We start from the raw sequence: 21,944 nt of genomic DNA on the forward strand, positions 1-21,944 counted from the left end.
GCTTCCCACGCCCAGCTTTACATTTCATGCGCCTGCTGCACACTTCCGACTGGCACCTTGGCCAGTCGCTGCATAATTTTGACCGCCACTACGAGCACCAGCGCTTCCTGGACTGGCTGCTGGACACCATCGTGTCCGAACAAGTCGATGCCTTGCTGGTGGCCGGCGATATTTTCGACAACGCCAATCCGTCTGCGGCCTCGCAGCGCCAGCTTTACGGCTTCCTTCAGCAAGCCCGCGCCCGCGCGCCGCAGCTTGACATTGTCGTCATTGCAGGCAATCACGACTCTCCCGGCCGCCTTGAAGCTCCCGGCCCTTTGCTGGAGGTGCACGGCACCACCGTGGTCGGCTACCCGCACCGCGACGCGGACGGCAATATCGACATGGAACGCATGCTGGTGCCGCTGACAGGGAAAAACGGCGCCGTGGCGGCCTGGGTTCTGGCCGTTCCCTTCCTGCGCCATGGCGACGTGCCGCGCTTGCCGGCCGTGCAAGCCGCCACCGGAGAGGACGCCGCGCCGCAGCCCGATCCCTATCTTTCCGGCATCGCGGAACTGTACCGCCAGGCGCTGGAACTGGCCAGCGCCCGCGCCGCCGAAGGCCAGGCGATTGTCGCAATGGGCCACTGCCATATGGTCAACGGCACCATGTCGGCCGAATCCGAGCGCCGCATCGTCATTGGCGGCACGGAGATGCTCCCCACCGGCATCTTCCCGCCGCCGATTGCCTACGCGGCACTGGGTCACCTGCATCTTGCCCAGCAAGTCGGCCCGCATGCGCATATCCGCTACTGCGGCAGCCCGATTCCGCTGTCCTTTGCCGAAACGGGCTACCAGCACCAGGTCCTGCGTATCGACCTGGAAGGCGCCCAGGTGGCGGAAATAAGCGTCCTGCCGGTCCCGCGTGCCGTGCAGTTGCTGCGCGTGCCGGAAAAGCCGGCCACGCTGGAAGAGGTGAAAGCCGCACTGGCCGCCATCGACCTGCCGGAAGCGCCATTGGAACAGCAGCCGCTGCTCGAAGTACGCATCAAGCTCACCGCGCCGGAGCCCGGCCTGCGCGCCGCCGTCGAAGAAGCGCTGCAAGGCAAGCCTGTCCGCCTGGCGAAAATCGAGACTTCGAGCGCCGCCCGCGCTTCCTTTGAAGAAGCCGCCTTGTCGCTCGACCAGTTGGCTACCCTGCAGCCGGACGAGATCTTCAGGCGCCTCTACCAGCAACGCTATGGCGCCGAAGCGCCCGCCGAACAACTGGCAGCCTTTGCGGAACTGGTGCAGCCATGAGAGTCCTGCGCATCGCCGGCAAGAATCTTGCCTCGCTGGCCGACGAGTTCTGCGTCGACTTCACCGCCCAGCCGCTCTCCGACGCGGGCCTGTTCGCCATCAGCGGCCCGACCGGAGCCGGCAAGAGCACCCTGCTCGACGCCCTGTGCCTGGCGCTATACGACGACACCCCGCGCCTGCATAAGGCGGACGGCAAGACGCCCGACGTCGGCGACCCGGTGTCGTCGCAAGACCCGCGCACCTTGCTGCGCCGCGGCGCCGCCGAAGGCTGGGCCGAAGTCGACTTCGTCGGCAACGATGGCGCATCCTATCGCGCGCGCTGGAACGTCTGGCGCGCCCGCACCAAGGCCGCCGGCGCTTTGCAGCCAACGAGCATGACGCTGCACAAGCTGCCGGGACTGCAGCCGCTGGGCCACAAAAAGACCGAGGTCATGGCGGAAATCGTGCAGCGCATCGGCTTGAGCTTCGAGCAGTTCACGCGCGCCGTGCTGCTGGCGCAGAACGAGTTCTCGGCCTTTCTCAAGGCCCGGGACGACGAGCGCGGCGCCCTGCTGGAGACCCTGACCGGCAGCGGCATCTATAGCGAAATCTCAAAGCGTGCTTTTGAACGCTGGCGTGCCGAGGAACTGGCTTTGAAGGCCCTCAGCGCAGGACTGGCGAACCAGCAACCATTGTCGCCGGATCAACGCGCCGCAATCGTCACCCAGGCCGAAGCTGCCGAAACAGCGCTGCACGCCGCGGCCCGGCGCGTCGCAACGCTGGAAGCCGAACTGCGCTGGCACCAGCAAGCCGAACGCCTGGCCGCGGCGGCACAGCAGGCTCGCGAACAGCTCCAGCAACGACAGCAGGATTCCGACGCCGCAGCGCCGCGCCGCGCGATGCTGGCGCAACTGGATGCCGTGCAACCGGCGCGCGCACTGGACGATGAAGTGGTCCGCCTTGCAGCCGAACGCGCCGCCACTCAAGCGGCGATTTCCCTCGCAGAGCAGGAAGCCGAACGCACTCGCCTGGCACTGGAAGTGCTGGGCGGCGATGTCCATCAGGCCGGCGCCGCGCTGGCCGCGGCCGAAGGCGCGCAGCAGGACGCGGTGCCGCTGCTGGACCAGGCGAAAGTACTCGATGTGCGCCTGGAATCGTTGCAGTCGGCCGTCACCCAGGCTGCCAGCGCCCGCGACGCCTCAGCCCAGGCCGACGCCGCGGCACGCACCGCCCTGGCCGCACGCGAAGCGCAGCAACAGGCCCTCGCCGACGAGCAGCACGATTGCGAACAATGGCTGGCCGCGCACCAGCACTGGTCGGCGCTGGCCCGCGACTGGGCGCGCTGGGATGTGCTGTTTGCGCAGGCCGGCCAGCAAGCCGACCGCGCCGATAAACACTCGCAAGCGCTGGCCGCCGTGCAGCAAACCGCCGCCCGCCAGCGACAGGACGAACACCAGGCGCGCAACGGCTTCGCTGCCGCCACCGAGCGTTTGCGCCAGGCCGAATCGCAGCGCGAGCTGGCCACGAAAGCGCTGGCAGGCATCGATGCCGACAGTAACGCCCGGCAGCGCCAGCACCTCGACCGGCGCCGCATGCTGCTGGCCGAAGCAAACGCCGCCTGGCAAGAGCTGGCGCAGCTCGGCACCCGCCAGCAGGACCTGGCGACGCGCAGTGCTTTACTGCAGGCTGCCCGCGACAGTGCCGAAGCCGAAGCCGCCGCTGCCCGCCAAGCCAACGCCGCATTGTTCGCCGCCTCGGCGCAGGCCGAACGCTCGCTGAAACTGGCCGAAGCGGCCACCGGCGAAAGCGTCGAAAAGCTGCGTGCCACGCTGCAGGACGACTGCCCCTGCCCGGTTTGCGGCTCGCATCAGCATCCATACCGGAACGAGGATGGCCCGCTGCACGCCATGCTGGCGCAACTGCTGGCCGAAGTGCACGACTGCCGCGACAAGCTGCAGCGCAATGTCAAGCACGAGGCCGAGCAGCAGGCCCGCCTCCAGTCCAGCATTGAACAGTTGGCGGCTATCGGCGTCGAGCAGCACAGCATCGGCAACACGCTGGCCAACGTCCAGCCCCGCTGGCAAGCTGCGCGCGCCGCCCTGGCGGAACACGCCGGCCAAGCTGGCGGCGACGAGGACAATACCGGCTGGCTCGCCGCGCATGCGGAGGCGCTGCAATCGGCATTGCACGCCCTGGAAGGCCAGGAACAGTCCCACCGCCAGGCCGCCCGCGTCCGCGAGGTCGCGCAAACTGCCTGTGAACAGGCAAACGCCGATTGCAGTCGCCACCAGCAGGCCCTGTCCGCAGCCCAAGCCGCCCTGGCCCAGGCCGAAGCGCAGCACAAGGCCCTGGACCAGCAGCGTATCGACACCGCCCTGCAAATTGCCGACCTGCTCGACCAGCTTGACGCCCCGTTGGCACGCGACGGCTGGCAAGACGAATGGAAGGAAAGCCCGGCGCGCTTCCACGAGCAGCGCGCGCGCGAATGCAGGCAATGGCAGGCGCAACGCCAGTCCGCGGATGAGCGCAGCAGCGCAATTGCCGCCCTGTCCATCGAGGTGCAGTCCTTGCGCGCCGCCCAGGAACGCTGCGCTGCCGAAGCCCTCGCCACGCAGGCCGCTGCCGAAGCAGCGTGCGCCGCACGCGACGCCGCGGCCGCCGAACGCCAGGGGCTCTGGCAAGGCCGCCCAGTGCGCGAAGTGGAATCCGAATTGCGCGCGACAATCGACGCCGCCCGCACCGCCCTGCAAGCGCGCCAGGAATCGGCCCAGCAGGCCGCCCAGCAGCGTACCCGCGCCGACGAAATCCACGTGCAGGCCAGGCAACGCCTCACCGCACTGGACGCCGCCGCGGAAAATGCCGCCGCCCGCCTGCAAGCCTGGCTCACCGACAACCAGCCCCTGGGCATCGAAAGCCTGGAAGCACTGCGCGCCCTGCTCGCCCACTCCCAGCAGGCGATCCGCGACGAACGCATCTTCCTGCAGGCGATCGACCAGGCACTGGCATCCGCCAATGCAGTGCAAGCCGAACGCGAAGCGCAACACGCCGAACACCTGGCCGGCGCGCCCGAAGGCGAGCAACGCAGCGCTGCCGAACTGGAACAGGCCCTGGCGGCCCTGCAGGAACAGCGCAAGCGAGCGCACGACCATGCCGCCGCCCTCAAGCTGCAACTGGCGCAGGACGACGACCGCCGCCAAGCCGCAGAAGCCCTGCTGGCCGACATCGCGCGCCAGCAGGAAACGGAACGCCGCTGGGCGCAACTGAGTGAGCTGATCGGCTCGGCCGACGGCAAGAAGTTCCGCAACTACGCCCAGCAATTCACGCTGGACGTGTTGATCGGCTACGCCAACGCCCACCTGTCGCAACTGGCGCCGCGCTACCAGCTCGAACGCATCGACAACCCCGCCCAGCCTTCGCTTGGACTGCTGGTGCGCGACCTGCACATGGGCGATGAAAAACGCTCCGTGCACTCGCTCTCTGGCGGCGAATCGTTCCTGGTATCGCTGGCCATGGCGCTCGGCCTGGCTTCGCTCTCGTCCAACCGCGTGCGGGTGGAATCGCTGTTCATCGACGAAGGCTTCGGCAGCCTGGATGCGGAAACCCTGCGCGTCGCCATGGACGCGCTGGATGGTTTGCAATCGATGGGGAGAAAAGTGGGCGTGATCTCCCACGTGCAGGAAATGACCGAACGGATCTCTACCCGGATCGCGGTGCAGCCCGCAACCAGCGGCCGCAGCGCAGTCTCAGTCAGCTAAGCGCAAGGTGCGCTGGTCCTGCTTGACGCGCACCATTTCCCAACCGAGTTCGCGGCGGATCTGTTGCGGGTCGGGCAAGGGACGGCGTTCCTCCTGGCGCGACTGCAGCCAGTTGCGCACTGCTTCCTTGCTTGGTTGCCTGGACTTTTCCATCGTAAACCTCCATCGGCATGACGGTCACTCCTTCAACGCAAGAAGTGGCCGCCAGTTGACGGAAAGCGCCTGCCAATTTGTTATGATGTGTAAATGGGAATCGGCGCCATATCATCGTCGGGCAGCTACGCGCCGCAGGCAAGCGCACCTGCGCGCAGCGCTACGCGCAGCGAATCGACCCAGCAGCAATATTCCCCCGAAGACCAGGCAAAAATCGACCAGCTCAAGGCGAGCGACCTCAAGGTGCGCCAGCATGAGCAGGCCCACCTTGCCGCCGCCGGCAGCCTGGCCACCTCAGGCGCCACTTACACCTACCAACGCGGTCCGGACGGCGTGAATTATGCCGTGGGCGGCGAAGTCAATATCGACACCTCGCCCGGCCGCACGCCCGAAGAAACCATCGACAAGGCGCGCCAGGTGCAGGCGGCGGCGCTGGCACCGGCCGACCCGTCCGGCCAGGACCGCAGCGTGGCCGCGCGCGCCGGCCAGATGGCGCTGCAAGCCCAGGCCGAGCTTTCGGCGAAGCAACAAACAGTCCAGCATGCCTACGGTCTTTCCGAAAAGCAAGCAACGATTGATATCTTTGCCTGATAAAATCGTTCTTTTGCCCGGAGTCTAGGCCATGTTCCTGAAAGCCCCACGCACCCTCACTTTCAAATGCGCAAAATGCAGCAAAGCAGTTAAGGTTGCATTGCAGAAAACTTCTGCGTGCTCGCACATTACGCCGTACTATGGTGTCTGCACCTGCGGGGAAGTGAAACTGCACGCCACCGGCGCCCCGGAAGCGGTCAAGTCCTACCTGGAGTCAAACGGCTTGTGGACTCATCACCATTGATAATCCTCAAGAAATCCAGAAACTTGCCGTATCAGGGGTAGTACCCCTAAAAGGTTTCCTATCATGAACCCTCTCAACTCCATCGGCCCACGCCAGTACCAGAACACTTCCTTGTCCCCTGCCACTTCGCAGGCGGAAAGCAAGCCTTCGCGCGCCAATGCTGTGAGGGACGTGAATGCAGATAGCGCGGTTTCGCTGTCCAGCAACGCGGTCGACCTGCAAAAGCGCGTCGACCAGTTGGGCAACAGAACCGTCGACATGGCACAGAGCCTGATCGGCAGCTTTGCCAAAAATTTACTCGGCGACAATGCCAAGGGCGCCAAGATTTCCTTCGACTCCGTCGCGCTGGAATCGAATGCCAGTTTCGCTGCCGGCGCACTGCATGCCGAAGGTGCCGATGGCGTAGCCGATGCCCTTGGCTTCAGCCTGAACGAAAACTCCCACTTCCTCGGCAAAGGCACCATCACCACCGCCGACGGCCGCAAGCTGAGCTTTGAAGTGGAAATCCAGTACGAAGCCACGATGACCGCCGGCGCGGCATCCAACGTGCCATCGCGCCGCAAGGATCAAGCCGACCAGAACCCTGCCATGCCATTGCCGGAAGTAGAATTCCCGGACATCGACTTCCCTGGCAGCCTGGCCGACCTGTTCCGCCTGATGGACCGCAATATCAGCGCCACGCTCAAGCAGCAGAACGAACAAGGCCAGGAGAGCGACGCCGGCAACCTGACCATGCGCCTGCTCAAGCTGGTCGATGCGGAATCGCCACTGGATACCTACCTGCCAGCTAACGCCAGCGAAAAGGCCAAGGCTTACGGCCGGCTGCAATCCGAGCCGGGCCAGGCTGCGGAACTGGCGCATGCCGCCAACGCCGCCCGCCAGGCCGCGCGTAATGGCGAAATCGACCCGCCGAGCGACGACATCGATCCACCGGCGACCGACATTGACCCACCTGCGACCGACATTGACCCACCGGCAACCGATATCGATCCACCGGAAGCCGCCGCCGCCCCGATTGACCCGCCAGCGCCAGCCATCGCCCCGGCCCCTGAAGAACCGCCAGCAGCCTGAGCCCGCGTATAATGGCTGCCTCCTGAATTGAAATTCGGGGTCAGGTCTGGCAATCGGACAAAATGTCCGATTGCCAGACCTGACCCCGAATTTCATTAGAAAAGCCACTATGCAAGAAATCCACTGGACTGAACAAGGCGAGACGCGCTCTGCGCGCTGGCATTCCGAATCGGGCAATCCGCCGCCCAAGCGCGTGCAGGTCGCAGACGACACCATGAACGCCGACGTCGCCTATCGCCTCGCCTGCGAAGGCACCGCCCTGCTGTGGCGCGGCGATTTCCAGAACGCGCGCCAATTGCTGCAAGCGCTGGCCCGTCGCGCCGACCATAAGAAAGCCAAAGGCGGCAAGGGCCGCAAGGTCGCCCCCGCAAAAACACCGGCCAGCGCCACCGAGGCCTTCCACCTGCACCGCCAAGCCCAGTCGCAGCGCGCCCGCACGCTGGCCATGCTACTGGTCCCTTTCGAACCCGGCTACCGCATTCCCTTGCGCCGCGCACCTGACGTGGCGTTGGCCTGCAACGAGGCTTATGGCCGTGGCGAAGATGCCTTCGTGATTTCCCTGCGCGAGCTGCAAGGCCTTATCGGAGCCCACGAGTGGCGCAAGGCTGGCGTGCCGGTGGCTGCGCTGGGCGAACGTATCCACCCGCATTACGGCGTGTTTTCGCCTGTGCGCGGGGAGTATGTGCAGCTTGTGGCCGATGCTCCGCTGCCGAAAGGCGCTTTGGAGCTGGCTTTCGATATCGGCGCGGGTACCGGCGTGCTGTCCGCTGTGCTGGCCAAGCGCGGTGTGAAGCACGTGATCGCCACTGATATGGACAAGCGTGCCCTCAGTTGCGCCCGCGACAACCTTTCCCGCCTGATGCTGGACGACCAGGTCGAACTGCTGGAGGCAGATTTGTTCCCTCCCGGCCAGGCGCCGCTGGTGGTCTGTAATCCGCCTTGGGTGCCGGCCCGCCCTAACTCCTCGGTGGAGCATGCTGTCTACGATCCTGACAGCCGCATGCTGCGCGGCTTCCTGTCCGGCCTGAAGGCCCACCTGGCGCCAAACGGCGAAGGTTGGCTGATTCTGTCCGACCTGGCCGAGCACCTCGGCCTGCGTTCGCGCGCGGAACTGGAAGAATGGATCGCCGCTGCCGGCCTGATAGTGCTGGGCCGCCTCGACGCGCGCCCAGTCCATCCGAAAGCCAGCGACGCCAGCGACCCGCTCCATGCCGCCCGCTCGTCAGAGATTACTTCTCTCTGGCGCCTGGGAATCGCATAAATCGACCTTGCGGAACCGAAATGTGTGAGCTATAATGCTTGCCTCAGACGCGGGGTGGAGCAGTCTGGCAGCTCGTCGGGCTCATAACCCGAAGGTCACAGGTTCAAATCCTGTCCCCGCAACCAGATTCAAAAAGCCGTTGCCTTTGCAACGGCTTTTTTCATTTCCGGGTGCGCCAATGCAGATGTCAACGTGCTTACGCTGGATCCCAGTCCTCTTCTTGGCTGCCTGCGCCAGCCCTGGCAAGCAGGCCGACATTCTCGCCCAAAAGCTCAGCGCCGATATCCTGGCCGCCGACAGCGCCACGCTGACCCTGGAAAAATGGTGTGCCGACCATGCTATGGCGGCCGAACCGAAGATCGTGGCCCGCCTGGTGCGCGGCACGGATAAACCTGCGGCCGCAGAAACCATTGCCCGGCTGGGCGTAACGAGCGCCGAAATCAAATATCGCCGCGTACAGCTTTACTGTGGCGCACACCTGTTTTCCGAAGCGGATAACTGGTACGTTCCCAGCCGCCTGACGCCGGAGATGAATCGCCTGCTGGACGAAACCGACGCGCCGTTCGGCAAAGTGGTGCGGCCATTGGCTCCTTATCGCCGCACCTTCTCCAGCACCATGCTGCATTCGCCAACCGCGCTGTTTGAACATGCCGCGGTACTGTACTCCGCCTCCCGGCAGCCCATCGCCGAAGTGCGCGAAACCTACCAGCGCGGGGTTCTCGCATTTTTGTAGTCGAGCTGTCACAATTGCACGCGACAGAACCGCAAGGAGCAACGCGTGAACCAAAAAGACACTTCAAAAGACCTGCCAGCCAGCCCTGCGCGCCGCCGCATCTTCCAGGCAGCCGGCGCCGCCGGCCTTGCCGCCAGCCTGCCCGGCGTGACTGCAGCTCCGGCGGTGAAATCGACACAGCCAGCCAAGGCCATGTCGCTGGACGACAAGCTGCAGGCCAACGTCAAGAACGTGGTGGTGATCTACCTGGAGAACCGCAGTTTCAACAACCTGTTCGCCGATTTTCCCGGCCTTGCTTCGCCAATGTCGGCGCTGAAGCCAGCCGACTACCAGCAGCGCGACTACGATGGCAGCATCCTGCCGACACTCCCGAAAGTCTGGGGCGGCCTGGTGCCGGTACCGCAGGATATCGCCGGCAAGCGTTACGAACTCAAAGAGGACCAGCTGACCGGCCTGCCGAACGCACCATTCAAGCTGGTCGACGCCGAAGGCAAGCCGCTGCCGGAATCGGTCATCACGCGCGACCTGTGGCACCTGTTCTACCAAAACCAGATTCAGATCAACGGCGGCAAGAATGACGGCTTTGTCGCCTGGGGCAATACCGGCGGCATGGTCATGGGCTATTACAGTGAGACGGAAAAGAATCTCGGCCTGTGGCAAGTGGCGCGCCAATACACGCTGTGCGACAACTTCTTCATGGCGGCTTTCGGCGGCTCCTACCTGAACCACCAGTTCCTGGTCTCGGGCCGCTGCCCGGTGTACCCGAATGCAGCCAGCAGTCCGGCCAAGCGCAAGATCGCGGTGCTGTCCGATGGCCCGACCGGCCACACCCTGGCCCTTGATCCAAAGAGTCCGAAATCCGCACTGGAAGGCCGGCCGCATTACGTGAATGACGGCGCTATCACCCCGGATGGTTTCGCTGTCAACACCATGGCTCCGCCGTACCAGCCAAGCTTTGTTCGCCCCGCGCCCGGCGGCGATCCCCTGCACGCCAATCCGGAAGACCCGGCCTACCTGCCGCCGCAAACATACGACACCATCGGCGACCTGCTTTCGCGCAAGGGCGTGAGCTGGGCCTGGTACGGCGGCGCATTCCAGGCTGCGCTCGACCACAAGGGCGGCGGCACCAAGCCGAATTTCCAGTACCACCACCAGCCGTTCAATTACTTCGCCAGCTTCGCGCCTGGCAGCGCGCAACGCGCCGCCCACATCCGCGACGGCGGCCTGGGTGACAGCCCGATTTCGAACAAGTTCCTGGCCGATGTGGTGGCAGGCAAGCTGCCGGCGGTAAGCTTCTACAAGCCGCAGGGCAACCTGAACCTTCATGCCGGCTACTCGGATATCGAGTCCGGCGACCAGCACATCGTCAACGTGCTGGAGCACCTGAAGAAATCGCCGCAGTGGGAAAACATGGTGGTGGTGGTGACATTCGACGAAAACGGCGGCTGGTGGGACCACGTGGCGCCGCCGAAGGGCGACCGCTGGGGCCCGGGTTCGCGCATCCCGGCCATCATCGTGTCGCCGTTCGCCAAGAAGTCGACGGTGGACCACAGTTTCTACGACACCACGTCGATCCTGCGCTTCATCACCCGCCTGCATGGCCTGCCGTTGCTGGAAGGCCTGGCCGAGCGCAACAAGGCCTTCGCCGATCGCGGCGCCTTGCCGCCGGGTGACCTGACGGGAGCCCTCGCCTTCCGTTGACATGGTTGCCCGTGTTACAATTCGCCGGTTCTAAAAGGAAGCCCGACTGTTTCAGCCGGGCTTTTGTTTTCTGCGACGGATAATGAGAGATAAAAAAGACAACGCGACAATCGACCTGCCAGGCTTCGAGCCTGCCGAGCCGATGGCGCCGGAAGCCAAGCTTCCGCCGCCGCCGCGTGTGCGCCGCTCTCCGCGCAAACAGGAACAACTCGACTTGCTGGGCGAACTCGGGCCAACCGACGCCAGCGGCCTGCCAATCTGGCAGAATGATCCCAACCTGGACCTCACCGGCCTGCCGATTTGGCGGCGCGACTAAAAAATGACCTCTTTCGCTACCCTGCCACTGTCCGAAAAACTCCTTGCCAACCTGGACTCGCTGGGCTACCGCGAAATGACCGAGGTCCAGGCGCAAAGCCTTCCATCCATCATCGAGGGCCGCGACCTCATTGTACAAGCCAAGACCGGCAGCGGCAAAACCGCAGCTTTCGGCATCGGCATGCTATGCAACCTGAATACCGCCTGGTTTGCCGTTCAGGGACTGGTGCTCTGCCCCACCCGCGAACTAGCCGACCAGGTAGCCAATGAACTGCGCCGCCTGGCGCGCTGCGTGCCGAACGTGAAGGTGGTGGTACTGACCGGCGGCACGCCAATGCGCCCCCAAATCGCCTCGCTGGAATTCGGCGCCCACATCGTGGTCGGCACCCCGGGCCGCGTGCGCGACCACCTGTCGCGCGAATCGCTCGACCTGTCCAATGTGCGGATGCTGGTGCTGGATGAAGCCGACCGTATGACGGACATGGGCTTCTATGACGAAATCGCCGGCATCGTGCGCGCCTGCCCGAAACGCCGTCAGACCTTGCTGTTCTCGGCAACCTACCCGGACGACATCCGCCAGGCGACAGAAGCCTTCCTCTACGATCCGGTCGAAGTGACTGTGGAAGCACAGCACAGCGGCGGCCAGATCGAGCAGCGCTTCTACGAAATCGGCTTCGACGACCGCGACCAATCGGTCGGCAAACTGCTCAAGCACTACCAGCCGGCATCCGCCATCATCTTCTGCAACACCAAGGTGCACTGCAAGGAATTGCTGGATGAACTGCATGCAGAAGGCTTTTCAGCGCTGGCTTTGTACGGCGAACTGGAACAGCGCGAACGCGACGAAATCCTGGTGCTGTTCTCCAACCGCAGCTGCTCGATCCTGATCGCCACCGACGTCGCCGCGCGCGGCCTCGACATCGCCAATTTGGAAGCGGTCATCAACGCCGACGTATCGCGCGATACCGAAGTCCACATCCACCGCATCGGCCGCACCGGCCGCGGCGGCGAAAAAGGCTTGTCGCTGACACTGTGCGCGCCGAACGAGAAGAAGTGGGTCAAGCTGATTGAAGACTACCAGGGCGCGCCCGTCGAATGGCACGACATCAAGGAGCTGGCTGAAGACGAATTCGTGAACGCCGAACCGGCGCCGATGCTGACGCTCTGCATCGCAGGCGGCAAGAAGGAAAAGCTGCGTGCCGGCGACGTGCTGGGCGCGCTGTGCGGAGACGGCGGCCTGACCAAGGAACAAGTCGGCAAAATCAATGTCACCGAATTCCAGACTTATGTCGCGCTGGACCGCCGCATCGCCCACGACGCCTTCGCGCGACTGAAGGCCACCAGCACCATGCCGGGAGGCGACTTCGGCAGCTTCAAAGGCCGCAATTTCAAGATGCGATTTATCGAAGTTTAAGCACGGACCGAAACGCTGGCGGGGAATTGCGGCGCGCGGCGGACCATCGTCGCCTGCTCGAAAGCGTAGGCCATGCCGATCAATGCCGCCTCACTGAAGGCTGTGCCGACGAAAGACAAGCCGACTGGCAGGCCCCGCACGTAGCCCGCAGGCACGGTGATGTGCGGATATCCGGCCACCGCAGCTGGCGAAGAAAAACTCTTGCCGTAGTGGTCGCCGTTAATGAAGTCCGTCAGCCATGCAGTGCCGTCGGTCGGCGCAACCAGCGCATCCAGTTCGTGCGCTTTCAACACCAGGTCGATGCCCTCTTTTCGCGAATAACGGTGATTGTTGGCCAGCGCGTCCTGGTAGGCCTGGCTGTCGAGGCCCGGCTTGGCTTCCGCGCGCTCCAGGTACTCCTGGCCGAAGTATGGCATTTCAAGCTTGGCGTTCTGCTTGTTGAAAGCGATCAGGTCGGCCATGTTCCTGACCTTCGCATTTGGCGCGTAATCCCGCAAATAGGCCGCGAGGTCGACCTTGAATTCATGCAGCAGCACTTCGGTTTCGCTGTCGCCGTACTTCTCCGTGTTGGGCACCTGCACGTCGACCAGGATTGCACCTTGCGCCTTCAACGCTTCCAGCGCCTTTTCGATTTCAGCATCGACGCCATCGCTGCCGCCGAAGAAATTGCGGGCAACGCCGAGGCGCTTGCCGCGTAAGGCATCGCGCTTCAGGGCCGACGAATAATCGGCAGCCCTGCCGGCGCCATCCTGCGTGACCGGATCCTTTGGGTCGATGCCCGCCATCGCGGCCAGCATCAATGCGGCGTCCGAAACGCTGCGCGCCATCGGGCCCGCTGTGTCCTGGGAGTGCGCGATGGGAATGATGCCGCTGCGGCTCACCAGGCCAATTGTCGGCTTGATGCCGACCAGGCCGCAGATCGATGCGGGCGATACGATGGAGCCGTCGGTCTCTGTGCCTACGGCCAGCGTCGCCAGCCCGGCGGCAATCGCTGCGCCGGAACCGGAACTCGAGCCGCTGCAGTTGCGGTCCAGCGAATACGGATTGCGGGTCAGGCCGCCGCGCGCACTCCATCCGCTGACGGAGTGGCTGGAGCGCATATTTGCCCATTCGCTCAGGTTGGTCTTGCCGATGATGACCGCGCCCGCTTCGCGCAGACGCGCCGCCACGTGCGAGTCGCGTGCTGCCCGGACACCGGCAAGCGCCAGCGATCCGGCGGTAGTGCTCATGCGGTCTGCCGTCGCGATATTGTCTTTCAGGAGCACCGGAATGCCGTGCAGCGGACCGCGCACGCGCCGCTGATGGCGCTCACGATCCATTTCGCGCGCAATCTTCAACGCCTCAGGATTGATTTCGATGATGGAGTTAATGCGGGGGCCCGATTTGTCGATCGTATTGATCCGGGACAGGTATTGCGAAGTAAGCGCATGGGAGGTCAGCTTGTTGGCGGCCATCAGGCCTTGCTGATGCTGGACTCCGGCATCAAGCACGGACGGCACCGCCGCCTGCGCACGCGGCAAACCAGCTGCCCCGCCGGCAGCCAACCCCAACTTCACGAACCCCCTTCGATCCATCTGGTACGCCCTCAGTCAAGAAAAGCACAAACCAGTAGAATACCAGCATGTTGCAAGCAATTAATACTGTTAAAAAGTAAAAAAGCCCGCATCAGCGGGCTTTTTATTGCGCATTTGCAACAGTTTGCTGCAATTAGGCGCGCACGACCTTCTTGAACTCGTGGGTACGGGTGTCGATTTCGACGACGTCGTCCTGGGACACGAACAGCGGCACCTGGATCGAGAAGTTGCGGCCTTCGATGGCGTTTTCCAGCTTGGCTTCCTTCAGCACGTTACCGGAGGTGTTGCCTTTAACAGCTGGCTCCGAGTAAATGATCTGGCGAGCGATGGTGGTTGGCAGTTCCACGGAGATTGCCTTGCCGTCGTAGAAGACAGCTTCGCATTCCATACCGTCTTTCAGGTAGTTGACTGCTTCGCCCATGTTCTCTTCTTCGATTTCGTACTGGTTGTACTCTTCGTCCATGAACACGAACAGTGGATCAGCGAAGTACGAGTAGGTCACTGGCTTCTTGTCCAGAACGACCACGTCGAACTTGTCATCGCCGCGGAACACGTTTTCCAGCGGGGCGCCGGTCAGCAGGTTTTTCATCTTCCACTTGTAGGTGAAGCCAGTGCGCGACGAGCCGTTGACGTCGGAACGCAGAACGATGAATGGCTTGTCTTCAACCATGATGATGTTGCCGACACGAATCTCTTTTGCGAATTTCATAGCGAATATATACCGGTTAAGGGGAGTTGCAGTAACCGTGCATTATAGCACGGGGTTGTGATGTATTACCTGAGCGATGCACAAAAATTAGTCAAATTCGTGGCCAGATCGCCGTTTGCCAGGATTTTTTGTTGCCATTCCGACGACTTTGCCGAAATTTCAGGCATTGCCGCTGCGAGGGCTTTCCACAAGGTTGGCCAGTCGCCCTGAGCCGCGCCGTTCCAGCACAGCGAAAACTCGTCGAACGCACTGCCTGCCGAATAGCGCTGCAGGAAAGCGCGCAACTTCTTATGGTGCAGGTTTTCATCTTGCGCGTAAATATGCCAGATGAAGGATTTGCCAGCCCATTGCGCCCGCACCCAGGAATCCTCGCCACGCACGAAGTTCAAGTCGCAGGACCAGAGCAGCTTGTCGTAATCCTGTTGCGGCACAAACGGCAGCACGCGCACAGTCAGCGCGCCTTCACTGCGCACCGTACCCGGCACGGCTGGCTGGCCAAGGAAGTTTGCTACAGCTTCACTCGCCACGCCTTCCGGCACCAGGCAAGTCACTTGCTGCTCGCCGCCGCGCCACGCCGCGAACAGCTCCAAGACCGGCGCGTAGGGATAGCAGAACAGCGACACCTTCATTGCTGCCGCCTCGGCGCCCGTTACGCCTAGCGAGGACAAGAAAGCCGGTACGGCAGCGGGATCGGAGATATAGGCGCGGCGCTCGGCTTCAAGGTCTTTTTCGTACAAGAGCCCGCCTGTTTTTTCAGTAAAGCCCGGGAAGAAGAAATACTTGGTCAGCGGCAGGCGCGGATGCTTGGACGGCAGGCTATGGCAGCCTTCCACCCACTCTTCCGCGCTCAAGCCTTCAAGGTTCAGCCACACCGGGCGCTCCGGGCGCTGCGCCATCGCGGCAATATAGCCAGGCGGGATGTCACAGGCAAAGAATTCGATCACGATGTCCGCCACATCGTCCGACGCAAACTCACCCTCTTGCGTAGCCCAGTGACGCACGGCGATGCCGTCAATATGTTGCGACTCGGCGGTTACGTCGACTTGCGGACAGATGCGTTGGAACGAACGCAAGTCATCAACCCACAGCCGGACGGCGATGCCGTGCTCGCGCTGCAGTTGGCGCGCCAGGCGCCAGCAAATACCGATGTCGCCGAAGTTATCGACAACTTTGCAAAACAGATCGAGGGACAAGCTAGTTGACATAGGCCGGAAAACGAAAAAGCCGCACTAGGCGGCTTCATTCTAATCTGTGGCGTCCCCACGGGGATTCGAACCCCGGTACTCACCGTGAAAGGGTGATGTCCTAGGCCTCTAGACGATGGGGACCCTGGACTTGCACTACGCTTTGAATGACTTGGCGTCCCCACGGGGATTCGAACCCCGGTACTCACCGTGAAAGGGTGATGTCCTAGGCCTCTAGACGATGGGGACGTCGTAAAAGCGTGCGCGAATTATATCAGCGTGCAAGCCTCATTTCAAGGGCGCAACGGCGAAGTGTTCGATGCGATTGGTGTTCACGTAATGTGACTCCGCCGACATCATCCCCACCAGCACGAGAATCGCCAATGGCGGCAAGGTGATCGCGAAGATCAGCGCCAGCCTCTCCCACTTCATGTGCATGAAAACCGCGACGATAAAGCCGGCTTTCAGCGTCATCAAAATCAGGATCAGCGACCAGCGCAGCATGCCCTGCAAGTGGAAGAAGTCCACCAGGTAGGAGAAGAAACTCAATACGAACAGCAATATCCAGACTTTGACATACGTCCCAATCGGATGCTGTTGATGGGCGGCGGTAGCTTCGGACATGGCGGCCTCCTACCAGAGATAGAACAATGCAAAGATGAATACCCAGACAAGGTCGACAAAGTGCCAATACAGACCGGTGATCTCGACGATGTCATAACCCTTTTTCTCATAATGCCCATTCAGCACACGCCGCGCGATGATCGACAAATAGATCACGCCCGCCGAGACGTGCAGCCCGTGGAAGCCGGTAATCATGAAGAAACACGACCCGAATTGCGCCGCCCCCATCGGATTGCCCCATGGCCGCACACCTTCGTGAATCAGCTTGCTCCACTCGAAAGCCTGCATGCCCACGAACAGCAGGCCGAAGCCTGCAGTCACCAGCATCAGCGTTGCGGCCATTTTTCGGTTGCGCTGATAGCCATAGTTCACCGCCATCGCCATCGTGCCGCTACTGGTAATCAGCACGAAAGTCATGATCGCGATCAGGATCAGCGGGTAGCTGGTTCCGGCAATGGTGAGCGAAAATACTTCGCTGGGATTCGGCCACGCTGAAGTGGTGGCCATGCGCACTGACATATAGCCTGTGAGGAAGGTGCCGAAGATGAAGGTATCGCTAAGCAGGAAGATCCACATCATTGCCTTGCCCCATGGGACGCGGAACGCGACGCGGTCTCCCGCCCAGTCGGACACGAAGCCTTTCAAGTCATTGGTGCCGGTATCCATACCTCACCTCACTGGAATGCCTATCGTTGTGCAGAAGGCCCTGACCAGATCCGGCGTCACCAGGTACAGCAAGGCGAACACCGCCAGCCAGAGGACAAACAGGAAATGCCAGTACTGCGCGCACAGGCCGATCGCCTCTCCCGCCCTGCGCACTGCAAACGCCCCGGCAACCATGCCGCCCAGTACGTGCGCGGCATGCAGGCCGGTGATCAGGTAGAAGAAGCTGTTGGCCGGATTGGCCGCCACGCCATAGTCGGCGGCGGTCATCGCCTGCCAGGCATAGAGCTGGGAAAGCACGAACATTGCCGACAACACCAGCGCGCCAATCGAAGTGCTGCGCGCCGCTTCGCGCCGGCCGGCAGCGACATGCCGCCGCGCCAGCTCCCAGGCCAGGCTGCACGACACCAGCAATGCGGTGCTGGAATACAATTGCCACGGCACGTAGGCGATGGGACGCCAGTCTTCATAAGCGGCCCGCATCATGTAAGCCACGCCGAACAGGCCGAACAAAGTAGTGACCACTACCATGAAGACCCAAAGCCCGATGCGGCGCGCGCCATCCGGCCAGGCCGGGCCGCTGTCGTGAGCACCGTGCGGACCGCCCTCGCCTCCTGGTTGGCCAGGAATCCCGCCGCCTGCCCTCAACGTTGCATTGGCGCTCATTTCGGCACCTCCGCCGGGTCATGGTGCGGCGTCAGGTGCGCCTTCGGATGCGGCGGCGGAGCGTGCGGATCCGGACCGTACTCCGGACCAGCGTTCTGCGGAATGTAATCGCCGCCGGCACCGGGGCCGTCGACGCCATATTCGTAGGCGCCGCGATGTACGGACGGAAGCTCTGGCCCCCAATTTCCATGTTCCGGAGGAGTTTGCGGCGTATACCATTCGAGGCTGGCGGCGCGCCACGGGTTGCCACCTGCCACGGCGCCCTTGCGCGCGCTCCACGCCAGGTTGAACAGGAACAGCAACTGCGCCACGCCGACGATCAACGCCGCCACTGAAATAAAGGCGTTCAGCGTATGCGCGGACTCGGGGATGAAGGCGTAATTCTCATAGGCGTAATAACGGCGCGGCATGCCCAGGATGCCGAGATAGTGCATCGGGAAGAAGATCGCATAGGCGCCGATAAACGTAATCCAGAAATGCGCCTGGCCCAGCGTTTCGCTATACATGCGACCCGTCACTTTGGGGTACCAGTGATACAGGCCGCCGAACACCGCCAGCACCGGCGACACGCCCATCACCATATGGAAATGCGCCACCACGAAGTAGGTGTTCGACAGCGGAATGTCGACGCTGACGTTACCAAGGAACAGGCCAGTCAGCCCGCCGATCAGGAAGGTACTGATAAAGCCCAGGGCGAACAGCATCGGCACCGTCAAATGAATGTCGCCGCGCCACAGGGTCAGGGTCCAGTTATAGACCTTCAGCGCAGTCGGCACCGCGATGATCAGGGTCGTGGTCGCAAAGAAGAAACCAAACCACGGATGCATGCCGCTGACGTACATATGGTGCGCCCACACCACGAAGCTCAAGCCGCCGATGATGACGATGGCCCACACCATCATGCGGTAGCCGAAAATGCACTTGCGGGCATGCACGCTGATCAGGTCGGAAATCACGCCAAAGGCAGGCAAGGCCACGATGTACACCTCGGGGTGGCCAAAGAACCAGAACAGGTGCTGGAACAGCAGCGGACTGCCGCCCTTGTAATCGAGCTGTTGCCCCATCGAGACCAGGGCAGGCATGAAGAAGCTGGTGTGCAGCGTCTTATCGAACAGCATCATTACCGCGCTGACGAACAGCGCCGGGAATGCCAGCAACGCCAGGATGGTCGCCACGAATATGCCCCACACCGACAGAGGCATGCGCATCAGCGTCATGCCGCGCGTGCGTGCCTGCAGCACGGTGGTAACGTAATTCAGGCCGCCCATGGTGGCCGCGACGATAAAGATCGCCAGCGACACCAGCATCACGATGATGCCCCACTCCACGCCCGGCGTGCCCGGCAGGATCGCTTGCGGGGGATACAGCGTCCAGCCTGCGCCAGTCGGCCCACCGGGCACGAAGAAGCTCACGCACAGCACGACCACCGCCAGCAGGTAGAACCAGTACGACAGCATGTTCAGGAACGGGAACACCATGTCGCGCGCCCCGACCATCAGCGGAATGAGGTAATTGCCGAAGCCTCCGAGGAACAATGCCGTCAGCAGGTACACCACCATGATCATGCCGTGCATGGTAATGAACTGGTAATAGCTGTTCGGGTCGATGAACTTGAATTGGCCGGGGAAACCAAGCTGCAGCCGCATGAGGTCCGACAGGATCAGGCCAACAGTACCGATGAACAGCGCCGTCAGCGTGTACTGGATCGCGATCACCTTGTGATCCTGGCTCCAGACATACTTGGTCCAGAAGCTTTGCGGGGCGTGATGGCCTTCGTCGTCGTGGCCGTGCTCTTCACCATAAGACATGCGAGGTCTCCTCAGCGTACAGTCTTGATGTAGTCGATCATCGCCGCCATTTCTTCATCGCTTAGCTGGTTAGGTGGCATGATGTTCGGGAAGCCCTTGACCACTTTGGCCTTGGGGTCGTTGATGGATTGCTTCAGGTAGGCTTCATCCACTGCGACGGTAGTGCCGCCTTCCAGCGTCTCCTGCTTGCCAAACAACCCTTTCCAGGTCGGGCCGACGCTCGGCGCCCCGTCTACGCTGTGGCAGGCTACGCAGCCTTTCGATTGCGCGATCAGCCTGCCCTGCTTGCCCGGCTCCGCAGGGCCGCCGACACCGCCCACGGCGCCTTGGCCACTGAAGGTCGGCTGTTTCGCCAGCCAGGCATCGTAGACGGCCTGCTCCTCAACCACGACGGCGCTGCGCATATTCGAATGCCCAACACCGCAAAGCTGGGCGCACAGCACTTCGAAGCGCCCGGTTTGCGTTGGCGTCAGCCAGAAATGCGTCACCAGGCCTGGTACCATGTTCATGCGGGTGCGGAATTGCGGCACGTAGAAATCGTGCAGCACGTCCTGCGCACGCAGCATGACCTTGACCGGCTGGTTGAGCGGAATATGGATCTCGCTGCCGTCGACCAGCACATCATCCTGCCCGGCCGGATCTTCCGGGTTGATGCCGAAGGGATTGGTGGCATTGATGAAGCGCACGTCCGTCGCGCCGAGTTTATTGTCCTTGCCAGGCAGGCGGAAATGCCAGTCCCACTGCTTGCCCATCACTTCGAACACGCTGGCATTGGGCGGCGGCGAAATCAGTTTGGCATAGACGTTCAGGCCCGGCGCCAGCATCGCCACGATGCCGAGCGAGGTGGCGCCGATCAGCCACCACTCCAGCTTGCCGTTATGCGATTCCGCCGCGGCGCGATGGCCCTCGCGGTGGCGGAACTTGACCACGGCGTAGGCGACAAACAGGTGGATGATGATGAAGAGAGCGGCGCAGATCACGAGCGTGATCATCAAAGCATCGTCCATCGCCTGCCAGTTGGAGGCTATGGGAGTCAGCCACCATGGGCTGAGCCAGTGAAAAATAATCGCGCCAAGAACAATCAGGATAAGGGAGATTGCCAACGCCATAATGATAAGCCCGGTTAGTTATGGGGAAACTACACACGGCTACGCCCCGCTCACTGGCGGGGCGACCTTGCCAAGGCTTATTCACTCGCGTTTTTCTGGCCTCTCAAGCATGCGGTAAAACACGGCACAGCAGGCGCCGAACACGACATGGGCGCCAAAGGTTGTCCATCCTCGCAAATCGGCAAACCAGGTAAAGGCGCCTGACATGCCGTAGAAATTCAGTACATAAAGAAGTACGCCAAACGCGGCGCCGGTCAGCGCTACCAGGCCCATGCTCGAGTCGAGCTGGAACGGCGCGATGATGGCCGCCAGCATCATGGCGAAGGTAATGCCGAGGATATAGTGGACTGCCAGCGCCGCAATCACGACGGTCAGATCGTAGCCGGAAGTTTGCAGCACCTCCCAGCCCATGACCATCGCCGCTACCATCCGGGTTGTCAGCCATCGGTCACCGCCTTGCACGGTGGCCCATAACAACTCCATCAACATCAGGATACCGCCGGCTCCGAAACCGGCGATGGCTGCGGCGGTCCAGTCAGCCTGGCGCGCCACCCAGCGATGCGATTGCAACACGCGAAGTTCCATGACTTCCTCCTGTGCAGGGTCCGTAACTCATATTAGTACGCAAACCACGAAGATGCAAAGGAGTTAAGCTTGCACGCTTTTTAGGCTGTTTTGGATGGAAGTAAGAAGAAATGCTGGCGTCCCCACGGGGATTCGAACCCCGGTACTCACCGTGAAAGGGTGATGTCCTAGGCCTCTAGACGATGGGGACCTGTTGGACTATTGCTACGTTGTGCCTTGTTGGTGGAGGTAAGCGGGATCGAACCGCTGACCTCTTGCATGCCATGCAAGCGCTCTCCCAGCTGAGCTATACCCCCCTGGGCACAACATAATGCGAAAAGCTTGGCGTCCCCACGGGGATTCGAACCCCGGTACTCACCGTGAAAGGGTGATGTCCTAGGCCTCTAGACGATGGGGACCATATGGACTTTCCGTTACTACTATCAATCTCTGCCGCGTTGGTGGAGGTAAGCGGGATCGAACCGCTGACCTCTTGCATGCCATGCAAGCGCTCTCCCAGCTGAGCTATACCCCCATGCTGGCACAGAT

19 protein-coding genes and 7 tRNA genes are annotated in these 21,944 nt (G+C 62.3%); 10 read left to right on the forward strand and 16 right to left on the reverse strand.

The features are described 5' to 3' along the window. The first annotated feature begins 26 nt into the window (after nt 1–26). Both ACN9MY_RS21250 and ACN9MY_RS21255 read left to right on the forward strand, forming a co-directional pair. Complete coding sequence (locus tag ACN9MY_RS21250; RefSeq protein ID WP_426318541.1) at nt 27–1,277, forward strand: exonuclease SbcCD subunit D C-terminal domain-containing protein; 1,251 nt, start codon at nt 27–29, stop codon at nt 1,275–1,277. Further along, complete coding sequence (locus tag ACN9MY_RS21255) at nt 1,274–5,011, forward strand: AAA family ATPase (RefSeq protein WP_426318542.1); 3,738 nt, start codon at nt 1,274–1,276, stop codon at nt 5,009–5,011. The genes ACN9MY_RS21250 and ACN9MY_RS21255 overlap by 4 nt, the downstream gene beginning before the upstream one ends. Here the strand turns inward: ACN9MY_RS21255 and ACN9MY_RS21260 are convergent. Continuing rightward, a complete protein-coding gene (locus tag ACN9MY_RS21260) occupies nt 5,000–5,164 on the reverse strand; it encodes a hypothetical protein (RefSeq protein ID WP_426318543.1) in 165 nt (54 codons plus the stop codon). The genes ACN9MY_RS21255 and ACN9MY_RS21260 overlap by 12 nt on opposite strands. A gap of 93 nt (nt 5,165–5,257) precedes the next feature. Between ACN9MY_RS21260 and ACN9MY_RS21265 the strand changes: the two genes are divergently transcribed. From ACN9MY_RS21265 to dbpA, 8 genes are all read left to right on the forward strand, one after another. Beyond that, nucleotides 5,258–5,755 carry a putative metalloprotease CJM1_0395 family protein gene (locus tag ACN9MY_RS21265; RefSeq protein ID WP_426162513.1) on the forward strand — a complete coding sequence of 166 codons (498 nt, stop codon included), beginning with the start codon at nt 5,258–5,260 and terminating at the stop codon, nt 5,753–5,755. Between the two features lie 307 nt (nt 5,756–6,062). Continuing rightward, the gene (locus tag ACN9MY_RS21270; protein ID WP_426318544.1) at nt 6,063–7,070 is read left to right on the forward strand and encodes a hypothetical protein; all 1,008 of its coding nucleotides are present in this window, start codon (nt 6,063–6,065) and stop codon (nt 7,068–7,070) included. 109 nt (nt 7,071–7,179) lie between these two features. Continuing rightward, entirely contained in the window at nt 7,180–8,331 is a 1,152-nt protein-coding gene (locus tag ACN9MY_RS21275) for a methyltransferase (protein WP_426318545.1), read from the forward strand. Between the two features lie 48 nt (nt 8,332–8,379). Further along, nucleotides 8,380–8,456, forward strand: a tRNA-Met gene (locus tag ACN9MY_RS21280). A gap of 95 nt (nt 8,457–8,551) precedes the next feature. Then, nucleotides 8,552–9,064, forward strand: coding sequence for a hypothetical protein (locus ACN9MY_RS21285; protein WP_426336099.1), 513 nt, complete (start codon nt 8,552–8,554; stop codon nt 9,062–9,064). A 45-nt stretch (nt 9,065–9,109) separates the two neighbouring features. Beyond that, on the forward strand, nt 9,110–10,765 hold the full coding sequence (locus ACN9MY_RS21290; RefSeq protein WP_426336100.1) for an acid phosphatase: 1,656 nt from the start codon (nt 9,110–9,112) through the stop codon (nt 10,763–10,765). A gap of 82 nt (nt 10,766–10,847) precedes the next feature. Continuing rightward, entirely contained in the window at nt 10,848–11,081 is a 234-nt protein-coding gene (locus ACN9MY_RS21295) for a hypothetical protein (protein ID WP_426162519.1), read from the forward strand. Nucleotides 11,082–11,084: 3 nt separating this feature from the next. Beyond that, a complete protein-coding gene (gene dbpA, locus ACN9MY_RS21300; protein ID WP_426318546.1) occupies nt 11,085–12,494 on the forward strand; it encodes an ATP-dependent RNA helicase DbpA in 1,410 nt (469 codons plus the stop codon). Here the strand turns inward: dbpA and ACN9MY_RS21305 are convergent. The 15 genes from ACN9MY_RS21305 to ACN9MY_RS21375 all read right to left on the reverse strand — a co-directional run bounded on the left by ACN9MY_RS21305 (nt 12,491) and on the right by ACN9MY_RS21375 (nt 21,930). After that, on the reverse strand, nt 12,491–14,068 hold the full coding sequence (locus ACN9MY_RS21305) for an amidase (RefSeq protein WP_426336101.1): 1,578 nt from the start codon (nt 14,066–14,068) through the stop codon (nt 12,491–12,493). The genes dbpA and ACN9MY_RS21305 overlap by 4 nt on opposite strands. Nucleotides 14,069–14,201: 133 nt before the next feature. Next, a complete protein-coding gene (locus ACN9MY_RS21310) occupies nt 14,202–14,777 on the reverse strand; it encodes an elongation factor P (protein WP_130311408.1) in 576 nt (191 codons plus the stop codon). Nucleotides 14,778–14,842: 65 nt separating this feature from the next. Beyond that, the gene (gene earP / locus ACN9MY_RS21315; RefSeq protein ID WP_426318548.1) at nt 14,843–15,982 is read right to left on the reverse strand and encodes an elongation factor P maturation arginine rhamnosyltransferase EarP; all 1,140 of its coding nucleotides are present in this window, start codon (nt 15,980–15,982) and stop codon (nt 14,843–14,845) included. A 47-nt stretch (nt 15,983–16,029) separates the two neighbouring features. Next, nucleotides 16,030–16,105 (reverse strand) — tRNA-Glu (locus ACN9MY_RS21320). Between the two features lie 29 nt (nt 16,106–16,134). Continuing rightward, nucleotides 16,135–16,210: transfer RNA gene (locus tag ACN9MY_RS21325), tRNA-Glu, on the reverse strand. A 39-nt stretch (nt 16,211–16,249) separates the two neighbouring features. Next, nucleotides 16,250–16,585: a cytochrome C oxidase subunit IV family protein gene (locus ACN9MY_RS21330; protein ID WP_426162523.1), complete on the reverse strand. Its 336-nt coding sequence runs from the start codon at nt 16,583–16,585 to the stop codon at nt 16,250–16,252. Nucleotides 16,586–16,594: 9 nt separating this feature from the next. Next, the gene (locus ACN9MY_RS21335; protein WP_426162524.1) at nt 16,595–17,251 is read right to left on the reverse strand and encodes a heme-copper oxidase subunit III family protein; all 657 of its coding nucleotides are present in this window, start codon (nt 17,249–17,251) and stop codon (nt 16,595–16,597) included. A gap of 3 nt (nt 17,252–17,254) precedes the next feature. Continuing rightward, nucleotides 17,255–17,914: a cytochrome c oxidase subunit 3 gene (locus ACN9MY_RS21340; RefSeq protein WP_426336102.1), complete on the reverse strand. Its 660-nt coding sequence runs from the start codon at nt 17,912–17,914 to the stop codon at nt 17,255–17,257. Continuing rightward, nucleotides 17,911–19,722 (reverse strand): cytochrome c oxidase subunit I, encoded by a 1,812-nt coding sequence (ctaD, locus tag ACN9MY_RS21345; protein WP_426318550.1) that lies wholly within the window; start codon nt 19,720–19,722, stop codon nt 17,911–17,913. The genes ACN9MY_RS21340 and ctaD overlap by 4 nt, the downstream gene beginning before the upstream one ends. A gap of 11 nt (nt 19,723–19,733) precedes the next feature. Then, nucleotides 19,734–20,831, reverse strand: a complete 1,098-nt coding sequence (locus ACN9MY_RS21350) for a c-type cytochrome (protein ID WP_426318551.1) — start codon at nt 20,829–20,831, stop codon at nt 19,734–19,736. An 81-nt stretch (nt 20,832–20,912) separates the two neighbouring features. Next, entirely contained in the window at nt 20,913–21,416 is a 504-nt protein-coding gene (locus ACN9MY_RS21355; protein ID WP_057259100.1) for a hypothetical protein, read from the reverse strand. A gap of 114 nt (nt 21,417–21,530) precedes the next feature. Further along, nucleotides 21,531–21,606 (reverse strand) — tRNA-Glu (locus ACN9MY_RS21360). Between the two features lie 30 nt (nt 21,607–21,636). Further along, a tRNA-Ala gene (locus ACN9MY_RS21365) sits at nt 21,637–21,712 on the reverse strand. A 26-nt stretch (nt 21,713–21,738) separates the two neighbouring features. Next, nucleotides 21,739–21,814 (reverse strand) — tRNA-Glu (locus ACN9MY_RS21370). A gap of 40 nt (nt 21,815–21,854) precedes the next feature. After that, nucleotides 21,855–21,930: transfer RNA gene (locus ACN9MY_RS21375), tRNA-Ala, on the reverse strand. Between the last annotated feature and the right edge of the window lie 14 nt (nt 21,931–21,944).

The sequence above is a fragment of the Pseudoduganella sp. R-31 genome, assembly GCF_049913235.1.
Lineage (GTDB): Bacteria > Pseudomonadota > Gammaproteobacteria > Burkholderiales > Burkholderiaceae_D > Rugamonas.

What these genes read in the sequence shown, in the direction of transcription:
- ACN9MY_RS21330 (WP_426162523.1), bottom strand. Translation starts at nt 16,585, where the DNA reads ATGTCCGAAGCTACCGCCGCCCATCAACAGCATCCGATTGGGACGTAT.
- earP (WP_426318548.1), bottom strand. Translation starts at nt 15,982, where the DNA reads ATGTCAACTAGCTTGTCCCTCGATCTGTTTTGCAAAGTTGTCGATAAC.
- ACN9MY_RS21355 (WP_057259100.1), bottom strand. Translation starts at nt 21,416, where the DNA reads ATGGAACTTCGCGTGTTGCAATCGCATCGCTGGGTGGCGCGCCAGGCT.
- ACN9MY_RS21310 (WP_130311408.1), bottom strand. Translation starts at nt 14,777, where the DNA reads ATGAAATTCGCAAAAGAGATTCGTGTCGGCAACATCATCATGGTTGAA.
- ACN9MY_RS21250 (WP_426318541.1), top strand. Translation starts at nt 27, where the DNA reads ATGCGCCTGCTGCACACTTCCGACTGGCACCTTGGCCAGTCGCTGCAT.
- ACN9MY_RS21335 (WP_426162524.1), bottom strand. Translation starts at nt 17,251, where the DNA reads ATGGATACCGGCACCAATGACTTGAAAGGCTTCGTGTCCGACTGGGCG.
- ACN9MY_RS21265 (WP_426162513.1), top strand. Translation starts at nt 5,258, where the DNA reads ATGGGAATCGGCGCCATATCATCGTCGGGCAGCTACGCGCCGCAGGCA.
- dbpA (WP_426318546.1), top strand. Translation starts at nt 11,085, where the DNA reads ATGACCTCTTTCGCTACCCTGCCACTGTCCGAAAAACTCCTTGCCAAC.
- ACN9MY_RS21260 (WP_426318543.1), bottom strand. Translation starts at nt 5,164, where the DNA reads ATGGAAAAGTCCAGGCAACCAAGCAAGGAAGCAGTGCGCAACTGGCTG.
- ACN9MY_RS21270 (WP_426318544.1), top strand. Translation starts at nt 6,063, where the DNA reads ATGAACCCTCTCAACTCCATCGGCCCACGCCAGTACCAGAACACTTCC.
- ACN9MY_RS21275 (WP_426318545.1), top strand. Translation starts at nt 7,180, where the DNA reads ATGCAAGAAATCCACTGGACTGAACAAGGCGAGACGCGCTCTGCGCGC.
- ACN9MY_RS21295 (WP_426162519.1), top strand. Translation starts at nt 10,848, where the DNA reads ATGAGAGATAAAAAAGACAACGCGACAATCGACCTGCCAGGCTTCGAG.
- ctaD (WP_426318550.1), bottom strand. Translation starts at nt 19,722, where the DNA reads ATGTCTTATGGTGAAGAGCACGGCCACGACGACGAAGGCCATCACGCC.
- ACN9MY_RS21255 (WP_426318542.1), top strand. Translation starts at nt 1,274, where the DNA reads ATGAGAGTCCTGCGCATCGCCGGCAAGAATCTTGCCTCGCTGGCCGAC.
- ACN9MY_RS21305 (WP_426336101.1), bottom strand. Translation starts at nt 14,068, where the DNA reads ATGGATCGAAGGGGGTTCGTGAAGTTGGGGTTGGCTGCCGGCGGGGCA.
- ACN9MY_RS21340 (WP_426336102.1), bottom strand. Translation starts at nt 17,914, where the DNA reads ATGAGCGCCAATGCAACGTTGAGGGCAGGCGGCGGGATTCCTGGCCAA.
- ACN9MY_RS21350 (WP_426318551.1), bottom strand. Translation starts at nt 20,831, where the DNA reads ATGGCGTTGGCAATCTCCCTTATCCTGATTGTTCTTGGCGCGATTATT.